Genomic DNA, 21613 nt, shown 5'->3' with positions numbered 1-21613 from the left:
GCTTCGTGATCGAGCCGCGGCGCCCATGAGAGGCGCCGCGGCTAAGGTTGCTTACTGCACGCGGGGCAGCACTTCGAACTGGTGGAAGGGCGGCGGCGAGGACAGCGTCCATTCCAGCGTGGTTGCGCCGGCACCCCACGGATTGTCGGCGGCGGGCACCTTGCGGGCGAACGCGTCGAACACGCAGTAGAGGAAGATGAGCACGCCGAAGCCCGAGATGTAGGAGCCGATCGACGAGACGTAGTTCCAGCCCGCGAACGCATCGGGATAGTCGACATAGCGGCGGGGCATGCCGGACAGACCGAGGAAGTGCTGCGGGAAGAACACCAGATTGACGCCGACGAAGGTGACCCAGAAGTGCAACTTCGCGAGTGCCTCGTTGTACATGTAGCCCGTCATCTTCGGGAACCAGTAGTACCAGCCGGCGAAGATCGCGAACACCGCGCCGAGCGACAGCACGTAGTGGAAGTGCGCGACGACGTAGTAGGTCTCCTGCAGCACGCGGTCGACGCCGGCATTGGCCAGCACGACGCCGGTGACGCCGCCGACGGTGAACAGGAAGATGAAGCCCACCGCCCAAACCATCGGCGCGCGGAACTCGATCGAGCCGCCCCACATCGTGGCGATCCACGAGAAGATCTTCACGCCCGTCGGCACCGCGATCACCATGGTCGCGGCGACGAAATAGGCCTGCGTCGCCGAGGACATGCCGACCGTGTACATGTGGTGCGCCCACACCACGAAGCCGATGCCGCCGATCGCGACCATGGCGTAGGCCATGCCGAGATAGCCGAACACGGGCTTGCGCGAGAAGGTCGACACGATCTGGCTGATCATGCCGAAGCCGGGCAGGATCAGGATGTACACCTCGGGATGGCCGAAGAACCAGAACAGGTGCTGGAACAGCACGGGATCGCCGCCACCGTCCGGCGAGAAGAAGGTGGTGCCGAAGTTGCGGTCGGTGAGCAGCATGGTGATCGCACCGGCGAGCACCGGCAGCGACAGCAGCAGCAGGAACACCGTCACCAGGATCGACCAGACGAACAGCGGCATCTTGTGCAGGGTCATGCCCGGCGCGCGCATGTTGAAGATCGTGGTGATGAAGTTGATCGCGCCCAGGATCGACGAGGCGCCCGCAAGGTGCAGCGACAGGATCGCGAAGTCGACAGCCGGGCCAGGATGGCCGGTGGTCGACAGCGGCGCGTAGATGGTCCAGCCCGCGCCGACGCCGTTGGCACCCGGCTCGCCCTCGACGAAGGTGGAGCAGAGGAGCAGCGCGAAGGAGGCGGGCAAGAGCCAGAACGAGATGTTGTTCATGCGCGGGAACGCCATGTCCGGCGCGCCGATCATCAGCGGCACGAACCAGTTGCCGAAGCCGCCGATCATCGCCGGCATGACCATGAAGAAGATCATGATCAGGCCGTGGCTGGTCACGAACACATTGTAAGTGTGGGTCTCGTGGAAGATCTGCACGCCCGGATACATCAGCTCGGCGCGGATCGCGACCGACATCGCGGCACCGATGATGCCGGCGATGACCGCGAAGATCAGGTACATCGTGCCGATGTCCTTGTGGTTGGTCGAATAGACGTAGCGCCGCCATCCGGTCGGATGGGCGTGATCGTCATGCCCATGGTCCTGGGCGTGATCGCCGTGTGTCGCTGCACTCGTTGCCATTTTCAAATCCTGCCTTGCGTCCCGTTCGGACCCCGAGAGGTCCCGCCCTTTCGTCCCCTGAACCGGCGCTTACTGCGCCGGGCCGGCCGCGGAGGCGTAAGTGCTCGTGCCGCCGCTCGCATATTTCTTCTTCGCCGCATCAACCCAGGAGGCGAACTCCTGGTCGTTCACGACACGAATCGCGATCGGCATGAAGGCGTGGTCCTTGCCGCAGAGTTCCGAGCACTGGCCGTAATACATGCCGGTCTTGGTGGCCTTGAACCAGGTCTCGTTCAGCCGGCCCGGAATCGCGTCGATCTTGACGCCGAAGGCCGGCAGCGCGAAGGCGTGGATGACGTCGGCGCCAGTGACCTGAACGCGAATCACCTTGTTGACCGGCACCACCATCTCGTTGTCGACACCGAGCAGGCGGGGCTGCTTGTCCTGGGCCATCAGCGAGTCGAACTCGAACTTGCCGTTGTCGGGATAGGCGTAGGACCAGTACCACTGCTTGCCGGTGGCCTTGATGGTCAGGTCCGCCTTCGGCACGTCGAGCTCGAGGAACAGGAGGCGGAACGACGGCACCGCAATGCCGACCAGGATCAGCACCGGCACCAGGGTCCAGGCCACCTCGATCAGCGTGTTGTGCGTGGTCCGCGACGGCACCGGATTGGCCCGCGCGTTGAACTTCACGACCACGATCACCAGAAGCGCGAGCACGAACAGCGTGATCACCGTGATGAGAACCGCCAGGAAATCGTGGAACCAGACGATGTTGTCCATCACCGGCGAGCCGGATTCCTGGAGCTTCCACTCCCACGGCGCCGGCTGCCCCAGCTCGGCAAATGCCGCGCCACTGGTGGCCAGCGTCAGGCCAACCACGGCCAATCCCAGCAAGTGCCGGCCCATCCGGCCCATCGACATCCTCATGCCGCTCGCGCTCCCCTTACGAAATCACCCCAATGCACTCCCCTATTTTTGGGGAACGCTTATTCGATCCGCCCGTCCGACAAACCGCCGCGCAAGAATCCCTCTAAGAGGTCGTGGGGCCAGATCGCTAGAACGCCGAAATCAAGCCTCTCAAACCATAATTCTTGATCTATCGCAATGCAGTCTTGAGCCCTGCCTGCCTGCCATCACCCGCAAGATATTTCAGACAAAAATACCATTCCCGGGAGTGTCGCGGCTTGACAGCAGGATTGCCCGCTGTAGGCACTGACCGGCGGCCCCGCAGGAGTCTGATTCGCGCGGGCAAAGGCGACCGGCGCGGCGCGGGATTTGCTTGTTGGCTGCTTGAGATCCGCCTTCAAGCCGCCGTCATTTCCGTATCCTGAGTGGAAACGAAGCCGCCCAAGCAGGTTGCGAACAGAGGGATCGACCCCGATGGGGCTTTCGACACGCATGGCGAAACCCGCTCCTGACCGCCGACTTGGCGTGTTGGCCGGCCTTCTGATGGCCGCCGTCCTCCTCCTGCCCGGCCTTGCATACGCGCAAGGTGCGGTGCGCTCGGTCCATGGCGACTGGCAGATCCGCTGCGACACCCCGCCGGGCGCCCAGGCCGAGCAGTGCGCCCTGATCCAGAGCGTCGTCGCCGAAGACCGCTCCAATGCCGGCCTGACCGTGATCGTGCTGAAGACCGCCGACCAGAAGAGCCGGCTGATGCGGGTGGTCGCCCCCCTGGGCGTGCTGCTGCCCTCCGGCCTCGGCCTGAAGCTCGACAACCAGGACGTCGGCCGCGCCGGCTTCGTCCGCTGCCTGCCCAACGGCTGCGTCGCCGAGGTCGTCATGGACGACAAGCTGCTCGGCCAACTCCGCTCAGCCAAGACCGCAACCTTCATCATCTTCGAAACCCCCGAGGAAGGCATCGGCTTCCCGCTCAGCTTGAACGGGCTCGGCGAGGGGTATGACAAGTTGCCCTAGGGCCTTGGCCCGGGTTGCCTGCCAAAATCTCCGCTCTCGTCCTGGCGAAAGCCAAGACCCATTCAGCGTGATCTACCGAGAGGGACACGGGGGCAGTCCCACGCACCAAACCTGATCCTGGGCTAATGGATCCTGGATCGCGCTCACTCTGGACAACGCTTCGCGTTGCCAGGAGTTCGCTTGTCCGGGACGACATCGTTCCAAAATTACGAATTATGTGTCTTTGGAATTACCCGGCCGCTCGACCGCGCCTCACGCCCTGTCGATGCGATAAAGCTCCGTATCGCACCAGGTGCACCGATAGATGCGGCCTGAGCTGGCGACGGCCATTCCGGCGGCCTTCTGCCGGCATTTGGCGCAGACGATGCCGCCCGCCGTCGCGGAGCCGGGATGGGCTGCGAGGTATTGTTCGCGCGTGGGATAGGATTTCCAGCCGCGGCGGTAGATGAGCTGGTTGACGAACAGGACCAATGCCAATGCGGCAAAGCCGATGATCAGGCCGTGATACTGATCCCAGAACCCGAGCAGCGAATTCCACATGTCTTGGCCGGCGCCTCACACAGGGGGTGCGCGGATATAGGCCGAAAATCTTCAAAACCGGCTTAAGACGAGGGCAACCGAATGGCCGGCTCCCTGATCCCGACCATGTCGTTTCGGTAATGTGACGGCAGGCCCCCTCGCCGAACGCTTTTGAAACCATTATCTTGCCCCACATCTCCCGATAATGGATCGCCAATGACCAACCCTGCCACAGCCTCCCTGCTCGACCGCGCCAATCTCGACCGCGACCAGGTTCGCCACGAAGTCGCGCGCGGGCTTTCGGGCGCCGACGACGGCGAATTGTTTCTGGAATACAGCCAGACCGAAGCGCTGATGTTCGACAATGGGCGGCTGAAGCAGGCGACCTATGACACCTCGCAGGGCTTTGGCCTGCGCGCCGTGAAGGACGACGCGGTCGGCTACGCGCATTCCTCCGACGTCTCGCTGCCGGCGCTGATCCGCGCGGCCGATGCGGTCGCAGCCGTCCGCGGCGGCTATTCGGGAAGCTTTGCAGCGCCGCCGCCGCATACCAATGTGCGGCTCTATGGCGACGACAATCCGCTGGACGCGCCGGGGTTCGAGGCCAAGGTCAAGCTGCTCGCGGAGATCGACGCGTATTTGCGCGACAAGGATCCGCGCGTGCGGCAGGTCAGCGTCAGCTTAGGGGCGACCTGGCAGGTGGTTGAAATCCTCCGCCCCGATGGCGAGAGCTATCGCGACATCCGCCCGTTGGTGCGCGTGAACGTTTCCGTCGTCGCCGGCCAGGGCGATCGTCAGGAAAGCGGCAGCAAGGGCTATGGCGGCCGCGCCGGCTATGCCGAATTCATCGAGACCAGGAACTGGCGCGACGCGGCTGACGGCGCGCTGCGCGAGGCGCTGGTGAATCTGGAATCCGTGCCGGCGCCCGCCGGCGAGATGGACGTGGTGCTTGGCGCCGGCTGGCCCGGCGTGATGCTGCATGAGGCGGTCGGCCACGGCCTGGAGGGAGACTTCAACCGCAAGAAGACCTCGGCGTTTGCCGGCCTGATGGGCCAGCAGGTGGCGGCCAAGGGCGTCACCGTGGTCGACGACGGCACCATTGCCTCGCGGCGCGGCTCGCTCTCGATCGACGATGAGGGCACGCCGACCAACCGCACGGTGCTGATCGATGACGGCATCCTGGTCGGCTACATGCAGGACCGCCAGAACGCGCGTCTGATGAACATGAAGCCGACCGGCAACGGCCGCCGCCAGGGCTACGCCCATGTGCCGATGCCGCGCATGACCAACACCTACATGCTCGCGGGCGACCGCGAGCATGGCGAGATCCTCGCCTCGGTGAAGAACGGCGTGTTCGCCGCGAATTTCGGCGGCGGCCAGGTCGACATCACCTCGGGCAAGTACGTCTTCCAGTGCACCGAGGCCTACAAGATCGAGAACGGCAAGCTGGGCGCGCCCTTGAAGGGCGCCATGCTGATCGGCAACGGGCCGACCGACCTGCATCGCATCCGCGCCATCGGCAACGATCTCGCGCTCGATTCCGGCATCGGCACCTGCGGCAAGAACGGCCAGGGCGTGCCGGTCGGCGTCGGCCAGCCGACGCTTCTGATGGAACGGATTACGGTGGGTGGTACGGGCGCATGAGCGTTGAGAAAATGACTGCACCAACAAAGCCCAAGAGTAGTGGCAAGACCAAGAGCAGCACCTGGCGCGGACAGCTCGTGCAGCTTGCCGGCATCGTCGCCGCCGTGTTCATCGCCAAGGGTGCGCTGGCCGAGCCGTTCTACGTGCCGTCGGGCTCGATGGAGCCGACCTTGCTGATCGGCGACGCGCTGCTCGCCTCGAAATTCCCCTATGGCTACGGCACCTCTTCGCTGCCGATCCAGATCAACCTGCCCGAGACCGGCCGCGTCTTCGCCGAGACGCCGAAGCAGGGCGACGTCGTCGTATTCCGCTGGCCCGGCGACCGCTCGCAGGCCTGGGTCAAGCGCGTGGTCGGTCTGCCCGGCGACCGCATCCAGATGCGGCAGGGCCAGCTCTTCATCAACGACCGTCCCGCCGAGCTGAAGCCGGATGGCGTGGGACAGGCCGAGGACGACAGCGGGAGCAGCGAGCCTGCCTACCGCTATGTCGAGACGCTGCCGAATGGCGTCTCGCATCTCATTTTCAAGATGCGCGACAACGGCCCGCTCGACAACACGCCGGAGGTCAAGGTGCCGGCCGGGCATCTCTTCGTGCTCGGCGACAACAGGGACAACTCCGCCGACAGCCGCGTGCCCCTGCGCTCCGGCGGCGTCGGGCTGTTGCCGATCGACAATCTCGTCGGCCGCGCCGATGCCGTGCTCGGCTCCTGGGATCTCGGCATGCGCAGCCAGCCGGTGTGGACCTGGCTGTCGGGCTTCCGGATGGCCCGGTTCTTCACTGCCGTGCACTAAGCACGCCCCATGACCTTCGACGACGTCAGAAAATTTGTGCTGACGTGGCCGGAGGTCGAGGACGGCACCTCCTACGGCACGCCCGCCCTGAAGGTGCGCAAGAAGATGCTGGCGCGCCTGAAAGAGGACGGCGACAGCCTGGTGCTGCCGGACGTGCCGACCGACGAGCGGGCGATGCTGGTCGAGAGCCGGCCAATGCTGTTCTATTTCACCGACCACTATGCCGACTATCCGATGGTGCTGATCCGCCTGTCGAAGGCGAAGCGCGCCGACGTCGAGCCGTTCTTGCGACGGCGCTGGCGCATCCTCGCGTCCAAATCGGCGCGCGCGCAATATGACGCGGGTGAATGATCGCGATGGACCGCGACGCGTTTCTCGCCCTCGCCCTGAAAAATCCGGTCAACGTTGCGATCACCGACGCGCTCGCGCAGCTCGCGCTGCCGGATGCCTGGCTGGTGTCGGGATGCCTGGTGCAGACGGCGTGGAACGTGATCACGGGGCGCGCGATCGATCACGGCATCGCCGACTACGACGTGTTCTATTTCGACCTTGATACCTCGTGGGAGGCGGAAGACGCGGTGATCCGCAAGCTGGGGGCCAGCCTTGCGTATCTCGGCGTTAGGATCGAAGCGCGCAACCAGGCGCGCGTGCATCTGTGGTACCCCGACAAGCACGGCCTGCCCTATCCGCCGCTGACCTGTTCGACCGATGGCATCGACCGCTTCCTGACGCAGAACACGCAGATCGGCATCCGGCGTGCAGGCGAGGGCTACGACGTCTATGCGCCGCATGGATTTGGCGATGTCGCCGGGTTGATCGCGCGCCCCAATCCGGGCCCGAATTTTTCCGCGGGGAATTATGCGGCGAAGGCCGCGCGGTGGAAGTCATCGTGGCCGGAGCTCACGGTGATCGCGGCGGAATGAGACGCCGTAGGGTGGGTTAGCCGTAGGCGTAACCCATCTCTCTCTCTTCGTGGAACGTAAAAGAGGTGGGTTACGCCTTCGGCCAACCCACCCTACGCAGCCAGGCGCCTCACCGCACCACGCCCGACGTAAACCCCGCCTTCCTGCGCGGCGGCTTGATTTCCTTCTTCAGGAAGCAGCGCGCTTCGCGGCCCGTGTAGCCGGGACGGGCGAAGGTGAAGGCGCGGCATTTGTTGTCGGCGGTGCAGGCGGCTTTGCAGGCCTCCTCGCCTTCGTCGGCCTTCAGTTCGAAATTGCGCAAATCACCGCCGGGGCGGTCGATCGACGTCTCGACGCCCTCGACGCGCGGCTCGATCACGCCCGCGCCGCGGACGCCCGAGATGCAGCAATTCGCCGGAGTGCGCGGCGGCACGGTGTTCTTCAGCCAGCACACCGCGGGCGCGCCCTCGACGTCGGGATAGCTGAAGCTCCAGGACCGGCAGCGCCGGTCGCGCTCGCACAAGAGCGCGCAGTCCTCGGGATCGCCTGACGCCACGGGCGTGTTGAAATAATCGCCGCCGGGCCGGTCGAATGCGGTCTGGGCGCTCGCCGGCACGATGGCAAGCAGGACCGCCAGCAGCATGACCCACGCCACACCCTGTGCCACGACCCTCGTCATGGCTCTTGCCATGACCCTTGCCATCAAGGCCCCAGGCAGGCCCTTCCCCATACGAACAGCTTTCGAGTTATTGAACGCGCTCAGTTTTTTCAGCCGGCCATTTGATCGCCGCAAACCTGTACGGGCGATGAACGGCGCGCGGCGCGCTGGCTCGCGGGGCTAAAGCATGATCCGGAAAAGTGAGAAGCGGTTTTCCGGAAAGATCATGCGTAAACAACAACCTAAAGCGCGATGACGATTCACCCAATCTCATCGCGCTTTAGAACGCGTAGTCCTCGTAGGCCGGTTCCACGGATTCCTTCCAGGCGCCGTGAAATTTCCCCAGCATCTCCTCGGCCGGCGTCCGCCCGCAATCGATGATGCGGTCCAACGGCTCCAGATGGCGGGTTTCGTCGCGGCCGAGCTGGTCGATCCGGCCGCGGCGCCGCAGGCCGGCATGGGCCAGCACCATGCATTCCCTGGCGATCTCGAAGAGGTAGCGGTCCTTGATCCGGGCCTTGAAGCCGAAGCGCGGCACATCGTCGCGCAACGCCTGGCGCTCATGCGCGCTCCAATGCTTCACAAGATCCCAGGCGGCATCGAGCGAGGTGTTGTCATAGAGCAGCCCGACCCAGAACGCCGGCAGCGCCGGCAGCCGGCCCCAGGGACCACCGTCGGACCCGCGCATCTCGAGGTAGCGCTTCAGCCGCACCTCCGGGAAGATGGTCGAGAGATGATTGGCCCAGTCCGACAGCGTCGGACGCTCACCGGGCAGGTTGTTGTTGCGGCCGTCGAAGAAGGCGCGGAAGGAGGAGCCCGACACGTCGATGTAGTCATCGCCGCGCTTGACGAAATACATGGGCACGTCGAGCGCATAGTCGACATAGCGCTCAAAGCCCATGCCGTCCTCGAAGGCGAAAGGAATCATGCCGGAGCGTGCATTGTCGGTGTCGCGCCAGATCTCCGAGCGAAACGACAGGAAGCCGTTGGGCTTGCCTTCGGTGAACGGCGAATTGGCAAACAAGGCGGTTGCGACCGGCTGCAGCGCGAGCGAGACGCGCAGCTTCTTGACCATGTCGGCTTCGGAGGAGAAGTCGAGATTGGTCTGCACCGTACAGGTGCGGTACATCATGTCGAGGCCGTATTTACCGACCTTCGGCATGTAGTTGCTCATGATCTTGTAGCGGCCCTTCGGCATCACCGGAATGTCGGCGCGCGACCAGGACGGAGTCATGCCGAGGCCAAGGAAGCCGATGCCGAGCGGGGTCGCGATCTCCCGCACCTGCGCCAGGTGCGCCATCAGCTCGCTCTGCGTCTGGTGCACGGTCTCGACTGGCGCACCGGACAATTCGAACTGCCCGCCCGGTTCGAGCGAGATCGCGCCGCCGCCGGTAACGTCGTAGAGGCCGATGATGTTGCCCTTCTCCATGATCGGCTCCCAGCCGAGCAGGAGCTTCATGCCTTCGAGCAGCGCGCCGATGCCGCGTGCGCCCTCGTAAGGCACCGGGCGGCGGCCTTCGAGCGTGAACGGCGTCTTCTCATGCTCGGTGCCGATGCGGAAGTCGTCCACCGGCTTGCAGCCGGCCTCGAACCACGTGACGAGCTCGTCGCGCGATTGCAGCGGCGTCATATCGATCTGGTCTCGCGCCATATCAAACTCTAATCAAAAGCGCTTCGACCGAACGCGCGCGGGTGACAGGGATGGTCCGCGAACCGACCGGTTGCGCGGACATGTTGGTTTGCTGCGGGATCATCGCAACGGTGTGCTTTCGCTGGTGACCGGCAGCTTCATCTCGCCGCAGGAGCAACCGAGACGGTCGAGCAGACCGCTGAGCTTGACGGCGTCCGCATCGGACAGTTTTGAGCCGACATACTTCTCGATTGCGGCGGAATAGGCACCCCACATCCGCTTCTGCAACTCGCGACCGGCTTCGGTGATCTCGACGAACTGGCCGCGCTTGTCGATCTTGCACTCGCGGCGCAACGCGAGGCCCTCGTCGACCAGGCGGTCGATCAGCCGCGAGGTCGAGTATTGCGGGATCAGCATCTGGCGCTCGAGCTCCACTGGGCGCAGCTCGCCCGATGGGGCGCGCGACAGCTCGAGAAGCGCATCGTACCAGGCGAGCGGCGGAAAGCCGGCCTTCTTCAGGTCCTGCTCCACGCAGTCGAGCACGCGGCTCTGCACCCGCATCAGGCGGATCCAGGCGGACGTCGCCTCGGTCGATGGTTTGCGTTTCATGGTCCCGCTCAAGCTAGTAGCCTGTTCTTAGCGCACTTGATGCACCTGCATCAATCTTGACTATTCCATGCAGATGCATGTAGGCGTTCTTTCGCCCCAACCAACCATCGGCAGGAGAAAATTCCATGAAACTCTACTACTCGCCCGGAGCGTGCTCGTTGTCCCCCCACATCGCCCTCCTCGAAGCCGACCTGCCCTACGAACTCGTCAAGGTCGATATCCGCGCCAAGAAGCTCGAAAACGGTGAGGATTTTCTGAAGGTCAACCCGAAGGGCCAGGTGCCGGCGCTCGGCCTCGATAGCGGTGAGATCGTGACCGAAGGCCCGGTCATTGTCCAGATGATCGCCGATCAGGCCTCGGCCAAGGGCCTGGCGCCGGCGCGCGACAGTTCCGAGCGTTACAAGCTGCTGGAGTGGCTGAACTTCCTCACCTCGGAGGTGCACAAGAGCTTTGGCCCGCTGTTCTCGCCGGTGCTGGCCGACGATGCCAAGGCGTTCTTCAAGGACCGCGTGATGGGCAAGCTGAAATACATCGACGGCCAGCTCGCCGGTCGCGACTACCTGATGGGCAAGCAGTTCAGCGTCGCCGACGGGTATCTCTTCACCATGCTGAACTGGGCCGAGCGGTTGAAGTTCGACCTCTCCGCCCTCACGAACCTGCTCGCCTACAAGGCCCGCGTCGCCGCGCGGCCGAAGGTGCAGGAAGCGCTGAAGCGCGAAGGGCTCGCGCAGACGGCCTGAGAGCTCCACTACGCCACGTAGAGAGCCGGATGATCAATCCGGCTCTTTTTTCGTGGTGCCGCACGCTTGGCCGCGGCATTCGTGACGCCGCCGAACTCTACGCCAGTACCGTTTCACACGGCACGGACGTCATGAACGCCCCATCTTTGCCCGCGCGCGGCGCAGATTCACCAGCCGATCAACCAGTGTAAGCAACACTGCCTTGTTACTGCCAAGGAACGGGGCAAAACTTCGACCGTTACTTGATGCGTTCTCATTGGAGTTGAAGTTGGCGAATATTCTCATCCTGCTTGTGCTGAGCACGATGATGGGAATAGCGACCGGCCTGACGTTCAAGGTTCAAGGTCTGATCCCGGTCTCGGTTTTGATCGCGATCTCAACGGCGGTCGTTCTTCGTTCCGCCGGCTTTGGGCCCGTCGCAGGCGTGTCGGCTATTGCTGCCTGCCTTGTTGTTGCCCAGCTCGCCTATCTGGCTGCGACCTTCTTCCTGTGCAAACGCGCGTTGTTACTTCACGACGAAATCGACGGCGATCCAGGCAAGCCAGGCAAGCAGAACATCAGCGGCCAGGACAAGCAGCGCCAAGCCCGCCCATAGCGGTCCCCTGCGACGCAGACGCGCCATCATTCGACGCGACAGCGAGCGGCTCAGCGAGGCCATGAAAGAGTATTTCGCGGTCGGGCCGTGACCAACCGCTCTTCTCTCGTAGGGTAGTGAGTTCATTCAGGAAGACCTTCATTGCAAATCGTCGTCTTGCCGGATGGACTGGCAAAACGTGCAATAACTTTCAAAAGCAAGAGAAGTGCCGAGGTCGGCACGCAAAAACTCGTATGCCCCTTACGCAACGTAAGCCCACCCGGGATTATGGCATCTTCCCGTCAGAGATGTGTGGGAATCGCGCCACAAGTCGGCAAAAACTTGAGTTGTGGCCGGGCTGTTGGCCCTTGGTTGACACTTGGCGACCTGAACCATTTGGACTGCGACTGCGTCGAAGTGTGGTCGTCCTCGCAGTGAAAGCAGCCATCAATGAACCTGATCGTGTTCATGACCGCCGCCGGGTCCTATCTCGCCATGCTCGGCCTTTCGGATCCGGTCGCGCCACAGCGCCACTGCATCTTCATCATTCACCCGCTGATCAACAAGGCCGCGTTCCAGAGCAAGGAGGGCCGGATCGTGTTTCCTGACCGGCCCACCGAATATCCCTGCGCATACACCGAACGGAAGGATGGCGCGACGATCGCCTTCACCAACCAGAATGACTGGCATTTCGAGGTGCGTGTTGCGCGCGGCAACCAGGGCAGCTGGACGGCCAGCAAGGGCGACGAGCGCGTCTCCGGCCGTGCGCTCTATCCCGAGAACTGCGTGGAATAGACGCGTCACGCACGAAGCAAAAAGTCGGATCGGGCTCTCTTGTTTGGGTAGAAGCGTAGCCCGGAAGGAGCGTAGCGCAATCCGGGGATCTTCACATGCGGGCAAGCCTGTCCCGGATTTCGCTTCGCTCCATCCGGGCTACAGGTGCCGCTCTTGCTGCTAGGCCGCCGACTTCTTCGGCGCGAAGCGGCCGTAGAAGGTCTCGCCCTTCGCCGCCATCTCCTCGAGCAGTTTTGGCGGAGTGAAGCGGGAGCCGTATTTGGCTTCGAGCTTGTGGCAGAGCTCGACGAATTTCTTCGTGCCCATGAAGTCGACATAGGACAGCGTGCCGCCGGTGAACGGCGCAAAGCCGAAGCCGAGGATCGAGCCGACGTCCGCTTCGCGCGGATCGGTGATGACGTGATCCTCCACCGTGCGCGCGGCTTCCACCGCCTGCACCACCAGGAAGCGCTGCTTCAGCTCCTCGACGTCGAGCGTGTCGGGGTCGAGCTGCTTGGGCTGGAGTGCTGACAGCCCCGGCCACAGGCTCTTCTGGCCCTTGCCCTTCTCCGGATAGTCGTAGAAGCCCTTGCTGTTCTTGCGCCCGAGACGGCCCTGCTTCTCGACCATCTCCACCATCAGTTTCTTCTGGTCGGGGTTGACCGCGTTGGGGCCGAGGTCGACCTCGGTCGCTTTCATCACCTTGAGCCCGAGGTCGAGCGCGACTTCATCCGACAGCGAGAGCGGTCCAACCGGCATGCCGGCCATCTTGGCGCAGTTCTCGATCATCGCCGGCGGCACACCTTCGAGGAACATCTCATTGCCTTCGGCGATATAACGGCCGACGCAGCGATTGGCATAGAAGCCGCGACTGTCGTTCACGACGATCGGCGTCTTGCCGATCTGGCGGACATAGTCCAGCGCGGTCGCGAGTGCGACGTCGCCGGTGTTCTTGCCGAGGATGATCTCGACCAGCATCATCTTCTCGACCGGCGAGAAGAAGTGGATGCCGACGAACTTGCCCTGGTCCTTGAAGGATTCAGCAAGAGAAGTGATCGGCAGCGTCGAGGTGTTCGATGCGAAGACCACGTCCGGCTTCAGATATTCCTGCGCCTTCGCAAACGTATCCGCCTTGACCTTGCGGTCCTCGAACACGGCCTCGATGACGAGGTCGACGTCCTTCAGAGCGGCATAGTCGGCAGTCGGCGTAATGCGCGCGAGCAGCGCTTCGGCGTCCGTGGGCTTGGCGCGCCCCTTCTTGATCTGCTCCTCGATCACCTTCTGCGCATGCGCCTTGCCCTTGTCGGCGCTCTCCTGGTCGCGATCGATCAGGACGACGTCGAGACCGGCGCGGGCCGAGACGTAGCCGACGCTCGCGCCCATGAAGCCGGCGCCGATCACGGCGATCTTCTTCACCTTGGTCGCGGGCACGTCCTTCGGACGGCGCGCACCCTTGTTGAGCTCCTGCATCGACAGGAACAGGCTGCGGATCATCGCGGCCGCTTCCTTCGAACGCAGCACCGAGGTGAAGTAGCGCGACTCGACGCGCAGCGCGGCGTCGATCGGTAGCTGGAGCCCTTCATAGACGCAGCTCATGATCGCGCGCGCGGCCGGGTAGTTGTCGTAGGTCTCGCGGCGGTAGATGGCGTTGCCCGCCGGGAACATCATCATGCCGGCCTTGGAGAACACCGGACCGCCCGGCAGCTTGAAACCCTTCTCGTCCCAGGGCGCGACGGCCTTGCCGCCGCCCTTGATCCAGTCCTTCGCCGCCTTGATGAGATCGGCCGCGGGAACGATGGCGTGAATCAGGTTGAGCTGCTTGGCCTTGTCCAGCGCGACGGGATCGCCCTTGAGGAGGATCGTCATGGCGTCCTGCGGCGGCACCAGGCGCGGCACGCGCTGCGTACCGCCGGCGCCGGGGAACAGGCCGACCTTGACCTCGGGCAGGCCGAGGCGCGTCTTGGGATTCTCCGCCGCCACACGGTAGTGGCAGCACAGGGTGATCTCGAAGCCGCCGCCGAGCGCCAGCCCGTTGATCGCGGCCGCCCACGGCTTGCCCGAGGTTTCGATGGAGCGCAGCACCTGCGAGAAGCGCCGGCTCTGGTCGAACAGCATCTGGTTCGCGGCCGTCTCGCCCTGCTCCTTGAAGACCTTGGCGTAGGCCTGGTTCATGCCCTCGAGCATCGACAGATCGGCGCCGGCGCAGAACGCCTCCTTGCTGGAGGTGATGACGACGCCCTTCACGGCGGCATCGGCCGTGGTTTCCTTGACGATCGCGTCGAGCTCGCTGGTCGAGGTCTCGTCGAGCACGTTCATCGAACGGCCCGGGATGTCCCAGGTGACGAGCGCGATGCCGTCGGCGTCGGTCTCAACCTTGAAGTTCTTGTAAGCCATGTTGGTTGCTCCTCGGTGCCGCAGCCGATCCCAGGCGCGGCGGTTGATGGTGATCTCGTAGGGTGGGTTAGCCGAAGGCGTAACCCACCACTGTCTTTCTCCGCGGAAACAGAAGAGGTGGGTTACGCTTCGCTAACCCACCCTACGGCAGCTCGTCAGACGCGCTCGATGATGGTCGCGGTGCCCATGCCGCCGCCGATGCACAGCGTCACAAGGGCGGTCGACTTGTTGGTGCGCTCGAGCTCGTCGAGCACGGTGCCGAGGATCATCGCGCCGGTGGCGCCGAGCGGATGGCCGAGCGCGATCGCGCCGCCATTGACGTTGATCCTGGCGTTGTCGATGTCGAAGGCCTGGATGTAGCGCAGCACGACGGAGGCGAAGGCCTCGTTGAGCTCGAACAGGTCGATGTCCGACTTCTTCATGCCGGAACGCGCAAACAGCTTTTCAGTGACGTCGACCGGGCCGGTCAGCATCATCGCCGGCTCCGAGCCGATGTTCGCAAACGCGCGGATCTTTGCCCGCGGCTTCATGCCATATTTCGCGCCCGCCTCCTTGCTGCCCAGCAGCACGGCGCCGGCACCGTCGACGATGCCGGAAGAGTTGCCGGCATGGTGCACGTAATTGACGCGCTCGATCTCGGGGTGCGACTGCACCGCGACGCCATCGAAGCCGCCCATTTGCGCCATCATCGTGAACGACGGCTGGAGCTGCGCCAGCGACTGCATCGTCGTCGAGGGACGCATATGCTCGTCCTTTGCGAGGATGGTGAGGCCGTTGATGTCCTTCACCGGCACGACCGACTTGTTGAAGCGGCCTTCGTCCCAGGCCTTGCCGGCACGCTGCTGGCTCTGCACGGCGTAGGCGTCGACGTCATCGCGGGAGAAGCCGTACTTCGTGGCGATCAGGTCGGCCGAGACGCCCTGCGGCATGAAATAGGCCGGCACCGCCATCGACGGATCCATCGGCCATGCACCGCCGGAGGCGCCGATGCCGACGCGGCTCATGGATTCGGCGCCGCCGCCGATCACCAGCTCGTGCTGGCCGCTCATGACCTGGGCGGCAGCGAAGTTCACGGCATCGAGGCCGGAGGCGCAGAAGCGGCTGATCTGCACGCCGGGCACGGCTTCGCCGAGGCCGGCTTTGAGTGCGGCGAAGCGCGCGATGTCGCTGCCGGCCTCGCCGACGGGATCGACGACGCCGAGCACGACGTCATCGACGGAGTCGACGGGCAGGTTGTTACGCTCCTTCAGCGCCTTGAGCGGCACGGTGGCGAGCGCCAGCGCGGTGACCTCGTGCAGCGCGCCGTCCGGCTTGCCGCGGCCGCGCGGCGTGCGAACGTGGTCGTAGATGAATGCCTCAGGCATGACGCCCTCCTGATGTGATGTCTAGATACGATTGGGACCTGGCGGCGGAAACGGGCTTAGAATGCTTCCGCCGGCAGTTCCATGACGGTGGCGCAACCGGCCTGGATGCGCGCGAGATTGGCTGCGGTTTCCGGCAGCATCCGCTCCATGAAGAAGCGGCCGGTGACGAGCTTGGTGGAGAGATAGGGCGTGGCCCCGGACTCGGCAATCTTCCCAAGCGTCACCTTGGCCATCCGCGCCCACATGTAGCCGAGCGCGACGAAGCCGAAGAGATGCAGGTAGTCGGTCGCGGCGGCACCGGCATTGTCCGGCTTCGCCATCGCGTTCTGCATCAGCCAGGTGGTGGCCTGCTGGAGATGGCCGAGCGCGGTCGAGAGCGGGGCGACGAACGGCTTCAAGGCTTCGTCGCCACCGTTCTCCTTGGCAAAGCCCATGACCTCGCCGAAGAACGCCATGATGGCGCGGCCGCCGTCGCGCGGCAGCTTGCGGCCGACGAGGTCGAGCGCCTGGATGCCATTGGCGCCTTCATAGATCATGGCGATGCGCGCATCGCGCACGAACTGCTCCATGCCCTGCTCGGCGATGTAGCCGTGGCCGCCATACATCTGCTGCGCCTGCACCGCGTTGGCAAAGCCGTAGTCGGTGAGGAAGCCTTTCAGCACCGGCGTCATCAGGCCCATGTGATCGTCGGCGGCCTGGCGGTCCTTCGGATCCTCGGAGCGGTGGGCGACGTCGCTCTTCAGAGCGGTCCACACCACGAAGGCGCGCGCGGCCTCATTGAAGGCGCGGATCGACAGCAGCGTGCGGCGCACGTCGGGATGCACGATGATCGGATCGGCCGCCTTGTCCGGCGCCTTCGCGCCGGTGAGCGCGCGGCCCTGAATGCGCTCGCGCGCATAGGCGACTGCATTCTGGTAGGCGACTTCCGACTGCGAGAGGCCTTGCACGGCGACGCCGAGGCGGGCCTCGTTCATCATCACGAACATGCCCTGCATGCCCTTGTTCTCTTCGCCGATCAGCCAGCCGGTGGCGTTGTCGTAGTTCATCACGCAGGTGGAATTGCCGTGGATGCCCATCTTGTGCTCGATCGAGCCGCACACCACGCCGTTGCGCTGCCCCACCGAGCCGTCGGCGTTGACCAGGAATTTGGGCACCACGAACAGCGAGACGCCCTTGATCCCGGCAGGCGCGCCTTCGATGCGCGCGAGCACGAGATGGATGATGTTGCCAGCGAGGTCATGCTCGCCGGCGGAGATGAAGATCTTGGTGCCCGTAATCTTGAAGCTGCCGTCGGCCTGGCGCACCGCCTTGGTGCGGAGCATGCCGAGATCGGTGCCGCAATGCGGCTCGGTCAAGTTCATGGTGCCGGTCCATTCGCCCGCCACCATCTTCGGCACGTAGGTCTGCTTCTGCTCCGGCGTACCGTGCACCAGCAGCGCCGCGGTCGCGCCCATGGTGAGGCCGCCATACATCGAGAACGCCATGTTGGCCGAACACTGGAATTCGTTGACCGCCTGGCTCAGCACGACCGGCAGGCCCTGGCCGCCATATTCGGTCGGCGCGGAGAGACCGAGCCAGCCGCCTTCGGCGACCTGCTTGAAGGCGTCCTTGAAGCCCTTCGGCGTGGTGACGCTGCCGTCATCGGCGCGCTTGCAGCCTTCGAGATCGCCGACGCGGTTGAGGGGCTGCAGCACCTCTTCCGAAAGCTTGGCGGCTTCGCCGAGGATCGCCTCGCGCACATCGCTCGATGCATCGGAGAAGCCAGGCAGATTGTCGTAGCGATCAATCTGGAAGACGTCGTTGAAGAGGAAGTTCACGTCTTCGACGGGGGCTTTATAGATCGGCATGGCGTTCTCCCGGCATGGGCCTTGAAGGGGTGGTGGTCTCTAGGAGTCCCCGCGACGCAGCGCTTGTTGCGAGCTTAGCGGGTTCTGCAATCTCAGGGCAGTGTCATGATTGTGCTGCGAGCTGCTCCGCCATCAGGCGGTGCAGCATGTTGATGGCCTTGAGCGGACGCACCATCACCTTGAAATGCGTGATGCGACCGTCGTTGTCGAAGGTGATGATGTCGACGCCGTTGAGCTCGATGCCGTCGATCTCGGTCTTGAATTCGAGCACGGCGCCGCTCGCGCTTGTCCACTCGCCGACATAGGTGAAGCCGGGACCGCCGAGCACCTTCTCGGCGCTCGACAGGTATTTGAAGGTGATGTCGCGCCCGCGCTGCGGCGTGTGCACGACGGGACTTTCGAAGACGGCGTCGGGATGCAGGAGGTCCCAGAGCGCGGCGCGGGCTTCAGCGCGGTCTTCAGACTTCATGTAGCCGTACCAGGAATCGAGGCCGGTCATTCTCAGCGTGCCTCCCTTGTTAAAAGGCCGTGGCAAAAATCTTGAAAACAACCCCATGCAAAGGAGCCCGAAGGCCGACGCCGGCGGGTCTTTGGCTGGCGCCATATGCACATTGACGCATATGCGCCGATGTGCATAAAGTCAAGTCAATTGGTCGGGTACGTTTTAAGGAGCCGGTGTCATGGCGCTGGGCGACGCAATTCTCGCATGCCTGACGGAACGTCCGATGACGGGCTACGAGCTCGCCAAGACGTTCGACTCCTCGATCGGCTTCTTCTGGAAGGCCGACCACCAGCAGATCTATCGCGAGCTCTCCAAGCTGCGCGACCGCGGCTACATCCAGGGCCGCGAGGTCGTGCAGACCGGCAAGCCCAACAAGCTGGTTTATACGCTCACCGAGGACGGACGAACAGCGCTGCGGCACTGGGCCGCGCGGCCGAGCACGCCGCCCTCGATCAAGGACGACCTCCTGGTACGGCTGCATGCGCTCGACAGCATCGACATCGAGCCCCTGCGCACCGATTTGATGGCCCGACTTGAACACCACCGCGATCGTCACACCAACTACGAGCGCATCCTGAAGAAGCGCTTTCCGGACGGAGAGGCATCTGGCGTGCTCGACCTCGGCAATCTGCTGCTGCTCCGCCTCGGCGCACGGCACGAGCAGATGGTGGCCGACTTCTGCGAGGAAGCGCTCGAGGCGCTGTCGGCGGTCAGCGGTCGCGGGACGGTGGTGCCGATCGACGAGGGCAAGCGCGAGGGGAAGGGCTGAGGTCGATCGCGCCTGACGCAAGGCGAGACCGCAGCCACCCACTCCGCCGCCATCGCCCGGCTTGACCGGGCGATCCAGTACGCCGAGACGGTCGTGATTGAATCGATAAGCCGCGGCCTTGGCGGTAGCCACGCGCCGCCCCCGGTTCCCGACGCCCAACTTTAAGACAGGGGCGACGGCTTCCTTAACCCGTTATTTACCGTAACAGAGAAAAGTCGGTTTTTGAGGCAGACGACCCGCGCCGAATGGAATTGTCTCTACAACTGGGACGCGCGGGAAAGCTGGAGGCATCGGGTGGGGTGCCGAAGTCGGAACCGGACAGAAGTCATGAATTCGCGCGTATCGTGGAGTGTTGACGGCATCGATCCATCCGTCAGGGAGCGGGCCGAAGCAGCTGCGCGCCGTGCCGGCATGTCACTCAACGATTGGCTGAACTCCACTCTCGGCGACACCACCCCGCCGAATTTCCGAGCGTCTTACGAGCAGCGGCCGCAAGCCCCGCAGGCACCGAGCCAGGAAAGCCGCGACGTCGCCGACATCCACCAGCGGCTCGACGCGATCACCCAACAGATCGAACGGATTTCAAAGCCCGCGCCGCGCCAGGACTCTTCGCGCCAACAGGACCTTTCGCGCGAACAGGGCGTCTCGCGCGAGCAGGGCGTTGCGCGCCAGCTCAACGATGCGATCTCTCGGCTGGATGCGCGACTGTCGCAGATCTCGCGGCCGCAGGCACAGGCACCGCGGCCTGCTCCGGTCGAGACCCGGCAGCGCCAGGCCGACATGGTCGAGCGCGCGGCAGCGCAGGTCTATCGCAACTCGCCGCCGCTCAGCCCCGCCTCGCTCGACGTTGCGGTGGCCGAGATCTCGGCGCGACAGAACGAGCTCGACAGCTTTGCGCCGCGGCAGATGCCACCGCGCGCGGCCCCCTCGATCGCCCCCGCCGCGCCCATCGCGCCTCCCATGGCTCCCGCCATGTCACCTCCGTTGGCGCCCCCTGCCCCCGCCTATGCGCCGCCGCCTCCGCAGCCGAGTCCCGACTTCTCCGCGCTGGAACGGCATCTCCTCAAGATCACCAGCCAGATCGAGTCGCTGCAGCGCCCCGATCACATCGAGCAGTCGATCAATGCATTCCGCAACGATCTTGCGGAAATCCGGCACGCGATCACCGAGGCGATGCCGCGCCGCGCGATCGAATCGATCGAGAACGAGATCCGCTCGCTGCATCGTCGCATCGACGAGACGCGCACCTCCAGCACCGACGGCCAGGCGCTTGCCGGCGTCGAGCGCGCGCTGTCCGAGATCAAGCAGGTTCTGCGCACGCTGACGCCGGCCGAGCAGCTCACCGGCTATGACGAGGCGATCCGCAATCTCGGCGCCAAGCTCGACCTGATCCTGCGCGCCAATGACGATCCCGGCACGGTGCAGCAGCTCGAAGGCGCGATCTCGGCGCTGCGCGGCATCGTCTCCAACGTCGCCTCCAACGAGGCGCTGGCACGGCTCTCCGAGGACGTGCAGCTGCTGTCGACCAAGGTCGACCAGATCACACGCGCCTCCGCCCCGAGCAGCGACAGCTTTGCGGTGCTGGAGCAGCGCATCGCGGCGCTCACGGCTGCGCTGGAGACGCGCGAGCGGCCGGCGCCGTCCGAAAGCACCGAGCATCTGGAGAGCGCGATCCGCGCGCTGTCCGATCGCTTCGACCGCATGCAGGTCGGCGGCGACTCCGCCTCCACCTTCGCGCATCTCGAGCAGCGCGTGTCGTATCTCCTGGAGCGGATCGAGGCCGCCTCCGATCCGCGCAACGGCAATTTGAGCCGCGTCGAAGATGGGCTGCATGACATCCTGCGGCATCTGGAACGGCAGCAGGCGACCTATGCCGCGCTCGCCGAGAGCCGCAGTTCGGCACCGCCAGCCGATTCCGGCGTGGTCGACCTCGTCAAGCGCGAGCTCTCCGACATCCGCTTCAGCCAGGCCGAGACCAACCGCCACACGCAGGACTCGCTCGAAGCCGTGCACAGCACGCTCGGCCATGTCGTCGATCGCCTGACGATGATCGAGGGCGATCTGCGCGCGGTGCGCAGCGCGCCACCTCAGGCCGCGCCGCAGGCCTTCGCAACACCGCCGATGCCGGCCGAACCGGTGCGCAGCGCGATGCCGCCGCGAGAGCCGCCCAAAGCCGACATCAAGCCCGATCTGCCCAATCCGGCCGCGGAGCAGGCGGCCTTCGTCGCCGCGCCGCGCGAATTCCACGCCGCAACGCCGGCTGCTCCGCCGCCGGTGCCGGCGGCTCCACCGGTTCCGCCGCGCGCGATCAGCGAAATCC

The 21613-nt window shown here is 64.6% G+C and carries 19 protein-coding genes and 1 pseudogene; 10 read left to right on the top strand and 10 right to left on the bottom strand.

Going from position 1 to position 21613, the window contains the following annotated elements; genetic code table 11:
• Positions 1-51 precede the first annotated feature (51 nt).
• Together ctaD and coxB are read right to left on the bottom strand one after the other, a co-directional pair.
• Positions 52-1677, bottom strand: a complete 1626-nt coding sequence (ctaD, locus tag QQL28_RS19265; RefSeq protein ID WP_284267741.1) for a cytochrome c oxidase subunit I — start codon at positions 1675-1677, stop codon at positions 52-54.
• Positions 1678-1746: 69 nt separating this feature from the next.
• Positions 1747-2586: a cytochrome c oxidase subunit II gene (coxB, locus tag QQL28_RS19260; protein ID WP_284267738.1), complete on the bottom strand. Its 840-nt coding sequence runs from the start codon at positions 2584-2586 to the stop codon at positions 1747-1749.
• A 453-nt stretch (positions 2587-3039) separates the two neighbouring features.
• Here coxB and QQL28_RS19255 point away from each other — a divergent pair, with 453 nt between their 5' ends.
• Positions 3040-3576 (top strand): invasion associated locus B family protein, encoded by a 537-nt coding sequence (locus QQL28_RS19255; protein ID WP_284267737.1) that lies wholly within the window; start codon positions 3040-3042, stop codon positions 3574-3576.
• Between the two features lie 252 nt (positions 3577-3828).
• Here QQL28_RS19255 and QQL28_RS19250 read toward each other — a convergent pair whose 3' ends face one another.
• A complete protein-coding gene (locus QQL28_RS19250) occupies positions 3829-4116 on the bottom strand; it encodes a hypothetical protein (protein WP_284267735.1) in 288 nt (95 codons plus the stop codon).
• 195 nt (positions 4117-4311) lie between these two features.
• On the opposite strand from QQL28_RS19250, the gene tldD reads away from it, so the two are divergent.
• The 4 genes from tldD to QQL28_RS19230 are packed head-to-tail and all read left to right on the top strand — an operon-like array spanning position 4312 to position 7453.
• A complete protein-coding gene (gene tldD / locus QQL28_RS19245; protein WP_284267733.1) occupies positions 4312-5739 on the top strand; it encodes a metalloprotease TldD in 1428 nt (475 codons plus the stop codon).
• Complete coding sequence (lepB, locus tag QQL28_RS19240) at positions 5736-6530, top strand: signal peptidase I (RefSeq protein ID WP_284267731.1); 795 nt, start codon at positions 5736-5738, stop codon at positions 6528-6530. The genes tldD and lepB overlap by 4 nt, the downstream gene beginning before the upstream one ends.
• 9 nt (positions 6531-6539) lie before the next feature.
• Positions 6540-6881, top strand: a complete 342-nt coding sequence (locus tag QQL28_RS19235) for an MmcQ/YjbR family DNA-binding protein (RefSeq protein ID WP_284267728.1) — start codon at positions 6540-6542, stop codon at positions 6879-6881.
• Between the two features lie 5 nt (positions 6882-6886).
• Positions 6887-7453: a nucleotidyltransferase family protein gene (locus tag QQL28_RS19230; protein ID WP_284268086.1), complete on the top strand. Its 567-nt coding sequence runs from the start codon at positions 6887-6889 to the stop codon at positions 7451-7453.
• A 109-nt stretch (positions 7454-7562) separates the two neighbouring features.
• On the opposite strand, the gene QQL28_RS19225 is transcribed toward QQL28_RS19230, so the two are convergent.
• The 3 genes from QQL28_RS19225 to QQL28_RS19215 form a co-directional block, all read right to left on the bottom strand.
• Positions 7563-8111, bottom strand: a complete 549-nt coding sequence (locus QQL28_RS19225; RefSeq protein ID WP_431309621.1) for a PAN domain-containing protein — start codon at positions 8109-8111, stop codon at positions 7563-7565.
• 259 nt (positions 8112-8370) lie between these two features.
• Positions 8371-9741 carry a glutamate--cysteine ligase gene (locus QQL28_RS19220; protein ID WP_284267723.1) on the bottom strand — a complete coding sequence of 457 codons (1371 nt, stop codon included), beginning with the start codon at positions 9739-9741 and terminating at the stop codon, positions 8371-8373.
• A 99-nt stretch (positions 9742-9840) separates the two neighbouring features.
• The gene (locus QQL28_RS19215) at positions 9841-10329 is read right to left on the bottom strand and encodes a MarR family winged helix-turn-helix transcriptional regulator (RefSeq protein WP_284267721.1); all 489 of its coding nucleotides are present in this window, start codon (positions 10327-10329) and stop codon (positions 9841-9843) included.
• A 125-nt stretch (positions 10330-10454) separates the two neighbouring features.
• Between QQL28_RS19215 and gstA the strand changes: the two genes are divergently transcribed.
• The 3 genes from gstA to QQL28_RS19200 all read left to right on the top strand — a co-directional run bounded on the left by gstA (position 10455) and on the right by QQL28_RS19200 (position 12438).
• A complete protein-coding gene (gene gstA, locus QQL28_RS19210; RefSeq protein WP_284267719.1) occupies positions 10455-11069 on the top strand; it encodes a glutathione transferase GstA in 615 nt (204 codons plus the stop codon).
• A gap of 268 nt (positions 11070-11337) precedes the next feature.
• Positions 11338-11664 (top strand): hypothetical protein, encoded by a 327-nt coding sequence (locus QQL28_RS19205; RefSeq protein ID WP_284267717.1) that lies wholly within the window; start codon positions 11338-11340, stop codon positions 11662-11664.
• Between the two features lie 429 nt (positions 11665-12093).
• Positions 12094-12438, top strand: coding sequence for a hypothetical protein (locus QQL28_RS19200; RefSeq protein ID WP_284267715.1), 345 nt, complete (start codon positions 12094-12096; stop codon positions 12436-12438).
• A 159-nt stretch (positions 12439-12597) separates the two neighbouring features.
• Here QQL28_RS19200 and QQL28_RS19195 read toward each other — a convergent pair whose 3' ends face one another.
• From QQL28_RS19195 to QQL28_RS19180, 4 genes are all read right to left on the bottom strand, one after another.
• Entirely contained in the window at positions 12598-14811 is a 2214-nt protein-coding gene (locus tag QQL28_RS19195; RefSeq protein ID WP_284267713.1) for an FAD-dependent oxidoreductase, read from the bottom strand.
• Between the two features lie 155 nt (positions 14812-14966).
• The gene (locus QQL28_RS19190; protein WP_284267711.1) at positions 14967-16175 is read right to left on the bottom strand and encodes an acetyl-CoA C-acetyltransferase; all 1209 of its coding nucleotides are present in this window, start codon (positions 16173-16175) and stop codon (positions 14967-14969) included.
• Between the two features lie 56 nt (positions 16176-16231).
• Positions 16232-18022 carry an acyl-CoA dehydrogenase C-terminal domain-containing protein gene (locus QQL28_RS19185; protein ID WP_284267709.1) on the bottom strand — a complete coding sequence of 597 codons (1791 nt, stop codon included), beginning with the start codon at positions 18020-18022 and terminating at the stop codon, positions 16232-16234.
• Positions 18023-18125: 103 nt separating this feature from the next.
• Positions 18126-18521, bottom strand: a complete 396-nt coding sequence (locus QQL28_RS19180; RefSeq protein ID WP_284267706.1) for a nuclear transport factor 2 family protein — start codon at positions 18519-18521, stop codon at positions 18126-18128.
• A gap of 181 nt (positions 18522-18702) precedes the next feature.
• Between QQL28_RS19180 and QQL28_RS19175 the strand changes: the two genes are divergently transcribed.
• Positions 18703-19293, top strand: a complete 591-nt coding sequence (locus QQL28_RS19175) for a PadR family transcriptional regulator (protein ID WP_284267704.1) — start codon at positions 18703-18705, stop codon at positions 19291-19293.
• Positions 19294-19620: 327 nt separating this feature from the next.
• Positions 19621-21613 (top strand): annotated as a pseudogene (locus QQL28_RS19170) (hypothetical protein); the annotation flags it as partial.

This window comes from Bradyrhizobium iriomotense, from assembly GCF_030160715.1.
GTDB lineage: Bacteria > Pseudomonadota > Alphaproteobacteria > Rhizobiales > Xanthobacteraceae > Bradyrhizobium > Bradyrhizobium iriomotense.
This window is presented reverse-complemented; position numbering and strand designations above follow the sequence as displayed.